Source organism: Nonomuraea sp. NPDC003201 (assembly GCF_053590415.1).
This window is the reverse complement of sequence record NZ_JBSFTC010000576.1, coordinates 1-3733: the sequence shown is the minus strand read 5'-3', so window position 1 is coordinate 3733 and position 3733 is coordinate 1. Positions and strand designations below refer to the sequence as shown.

At 73.9% G+C, this 3733-nt stretch carries 3 protein-coding genes; 1 reads left to right on the top strand and 2 read right to left on the bottom strand.

The genetic code is table 11. The features are described 5' to 3' along the window. On the top strand, window positions 1-1761 hold a 1761-nt coding region (locus ACWDX9_RS60970; RefSeq protein WP_449973058.1), incomplete at its 5' end, for a hypothetical protein. An 87-nt stretch (window positions 1762-1848) separates the two neighbouring features. On the opposite strand, the gene ACWDX9_RS60965 is transcribed toward ACWDX9_RS60970, so the two are convergent. Both ACWDX9_RS60965 and ACWDX9_RS60960 read right to left on the bottom strand, forming a co-directional pair. Continuing rightward, window positions 1849-2958 carry a DUF5925 domain-containing protein gene (locus tag ACWDX9_RS60965; RefSeq protein WP_449973057.1) on the bottom strand — a complete coding sequence of 370 codons (1110 nt, stop codon included), beginning with the start codon at window positions 2956-2958 and terminating at the stop codon, window positions 1849-1851. Between the two features lie 66 nt (window positions 2959-3024). Beyond that, on the bottom strand, window positions 3025-3645 hold the full coding sequence (locus ACWDX9_RS60960; protein ID WP_449973056.1) for a hypothetical protein: 621 nt from the start codon (window positions 3643-3645) through the stop codon (window positions 3025-3027). Window positions 3646-3733: the final 88 nt, after the last annotated feature.

Genomic DNA, 3733 nt, shown 5'->3' with positions numbered 1-3733 from the left:
GCGCTGCGCCACCTGCGCGGGCTCGACCACCTGGACCACGTGGACGTGTCGGAGGCGCTGCGGGCGCTGCTGTTCAGGGCGGAGCGCAAGCTGGTGACCGCCGGGCTGACCTGGCTCGACGCCGTCGCCCGCGCCTGGCCGGGCGACCTCGACGAGCTGGCGCCCGCGCTGGGGTCCGCGTTCGCCTGCGAGTCCGCCGACGTGCAGGGGCGGGCGGTGCGGATCGCGGTCAAGCACGCCAAACGGTTCACGCCGGTGGGGGCGCAGGCCCTGCGGGACTCCTTCGGGCTGCTGCCGCACCAGCTCGGCGAGACCCTCGTGGCGGTGTTCGGCGGGGAGGCCGCCGAGGAGCCCCAGGAGCCCTTCACGCCCGCCCCGCTGCCCGCGCCGCGCTTCGCCCAGGCGTTCCCCGGGCCGGTGACCGCGCCCGTGGAGCTGGGACCGTGCGGGGGCGGATGGGAGTCCGCCGAGCTGTGGCTGGCAGGCGTCGTGCGGCTGCACCACGACGACCGGGACGGGCTCGTGGCGAGGCTGTCGGAATGGCGGCTGGGCGCCCGCTCGCACGAACGGCCGTGGCTGGACGTCTGGCAATGGTGCGAGGAGATCGCCCGGCTGATCCTGACGGGCGGCTCCCCAGCTGACGGGCTGCCCCGGGGCGGCCCCCAGGGCGGCGCGGTGTCGGCGCCGCACCTGTTCCTGCTGCGGCGGTGGGCCGAGGTCCACTCGGCGCTCCAGGACGGCATCCTCCCGCCGTACCTGCTGGCCGAGCCCACCGAGGGCACCGGGCACGTGGACGCCGGGGAGCTCGTGGCGCGGCTGGCGGGCTACGAGCGACGCGGTGCCGAGGCCCTGCCGGCGGACCTGCAGCAGGCGCTGCTGCGGCTGCCGCGCGAGGTGGCGCCGGAGGTGGTGGCGCGGGCGCGGCTGCTCACCTCGGAGGCGGGGCGGGCGGCGGCCCGGTGGATGGACGGCGGCCGCCCCGAGCCGGTCACGGAGGTCGGCTGGCTCGCCTCCGGGCGGCTGGACCCGGGCGGCGAATACCGCGACGACCGGGATCCGGCCGACACCCGGACCCCCGATCTGGCGCCCAGGATCCGGGTGGCGCCGACGGGGCTGCCGCTGGTCGACGAGCTGTTCACCGAGCCCGGCTGGCGGCGGCAGAAGGGGCAGGGCGGGCTGCTGTCATGGTGGCCGTACGTGCTGCCGTCCCACCGGGAGGTCGTCGCGCAGCACTTCGTCCCGCACCTGATGTACGGGTGGCCGGTGGAGGGGGCGAGGCCGCCCGAGGCGTACGCCCTCGCGCTGGCCGACGGTCCGTGGGGCGAGGGGATGGCGCTCGTGGTGGCGTTCTTCCTGGCCGACCCGTCCTGGTCGAAGCTGCCCGTGGTGCGGGCGCACCTGGTGGTGGACCTGGCGGCGCGCGGCGACGAGGACGCCGAAGGGATCGGCCGGCAGCTCGGACTGCTGCTGCGCAGGACGTGGTTCAAGCCCGGCCCGGTCCTCGAGACCCTGGAGAGCGCGGCCGAGCAAGGAGCGCAGTGGGAGGTGTGGCGGATCATGACCGGGTTCCTGCCGGTGTTCCTGCCGGGGCCGGAGGAACGGCCGCACACCCGGCACACGCAGGTGCTCGCCTTCGCGCTGCGCGCCGCCCGGTGGGCCGGAGCGCGGGGGCCGGTGCCCTGCGTGGCGGAGATCGCCGAGCGGCGGGCGTCGAACAACTTCGTCCGCGAGGCCCGCCGCCTGCACACCTACCTGACGTGACCGCCACGTGCCCGCCACGTGACCGCCACGCCACGTGACCGCCACGCCACGTGACCGCCACGTGCCCGCCTCTGGCCGGCGCGCCGGTCAGAGGTACAGGCCCGTGGACTCGTCGCCCGGCTGCGGGGTGAACTCGCGGCCCGCGCGCAGGGCGTACAGCTGGGCCAGCGTCGCGCCCGACGGGCTCACCCCGTTGGCGGAGCCCAGCCAGGTGACGGCCTCGTCCTTGGTCAGCGGCCCGACCTCCACCTGCGCCAGGCAGCGGCCGGGGCGGACGACGGCCGGGTGGAGGCGGGCGAGGTCCTCGTTGGTGGTGATCGCCACCAGGACGTCCCGTCCCTGGCCGAGCAGGCCGTCGGTCAGGTTGAGCAGGCGCGAGAGCCCCTGGCCCGCCTGGGCCTTGGCGCCCGAGCTGATCAGCTCGTCGCAGTCCTCCAGGACGAGCAGCCGCCAGCGCTGCGTGTCCTCGTCGGAGTCGTAGCCGACGGCCACCTCCATCAGATAGCCCGGCTCGTTGAACAGCCGCTCGGGGTCGAGCACGCAGTCCACCTGGCACCAGTCGTGCCACTGCTTGGCCAGTGTGCGCAGCAGCGTGGTCTTGCCGGTGCCCGGCTCGCCGTGCAGCAGGATCAGGCGGCCGTTGACGTCGGCGGGGGTGATCGACATCAGCCGGTCGAGGGCGGGGCGGACCTTGGCCGAGTAGTTCTTGTTGATCTCGTCCCAGGGCTGGGCCGTGATCGGCTTCTCCGAGCGGGTGCCGCCGTGCATGCCGCGCCACCAGAAGCCCATCTCGACGTGGTCCACCTCCGGCATGGCCTCTTCGGCGCCCTCGATGCTCTGCGCGAGCACGCTCTTGGCCAGATCCTCGTCCACGGCCGTGACGCTGACGGTGGCCGTGCGGTTGCGGTGTCGCACGACGCGCAGGGTCCAGCCCTCGCCGGCGATGAGCCGCGACTCCGAGCCGTCCTCGACCCGCGCCGTCCGCAGCAGCCGGCCGTCGGCCGGGCTCAGCGGGGCGTCGGGGCGCACGCGCTCCAGATTGGCAAGGCGGGACCACGGTTGCGCACCCGTCGCGAACGGCGACAGCGCCAAGGCGTCGATGACGTCGATCGCGGAGTCGGCATCGTCGATCCAGATGTTCATGGGGAGCTCTGAAGACTCCTGGCTGGGGAACGGCACCTCCCTCATCACAGACATAACGTTAATGATCCAGCGTCCAGCCGTCACATGTCGAAGGGTTTTGCGGAAAATTCGTGGTATCGGTTAGCTCTTGGTCAGAGTGCCGGTCTGGGTGACGATGCCGGGGCCGGGTTCGTCCCGCCAGGTGTAGGAGAGGGAGTCGCCCTGCTTGGCGAGCCAGACGGTGCCCGGGATGCAGCCGCCCTCCATCGCCTCCAGCGAGAACGTCAGCCGCGACGCCTCCACCTGGGTCAGGATGATCATGCCGCGGCAGTTCGCGCCGGCGTCCTTCTCGCTCCACTGCGCGGTGGTCGCGCCCGGCTTCAGCACCACGGTGTTCTCGGCCCCGTCGGTGTCCATGGGGTTGGTGCTCTCCGTCCGGCCCGTCCACGTCCCCGCGTAGGCGGCGGGGATCTTGAGCTTCCCGCCGGAGGCGGTGGGGGTCGCGCTGTCGGAGGTGGCGGGCGTCGTCGGGGTGGCCGCGGGGGTTGAGGGCGGGGTGGACGGGGCCGGGGAATCCGGAGGGGTGGCCGAGGGGGAGCTGTCGTCCTGGTCCGCGAGCGGGGCCGGGGTGCTGTTCACGGAGAGGATCGTGACGACGGCCGCGGCGAGGGCGACCAGGCCCGCCAGCGCGCCGATGAGCAGGCCCCGCGAGCGGGGGCGCCCCGTCCCCTGGGTGGTGACGGCCTGGGGGCGCGGCCCCAATGCCGCTTAGTTAAGGGCTTTGGTGGTGATTGTGAGGGTGTAAGCGATCTTGCCTGGGGGCGGCGGGTCGCCGGGTTTCTTGCGGGCG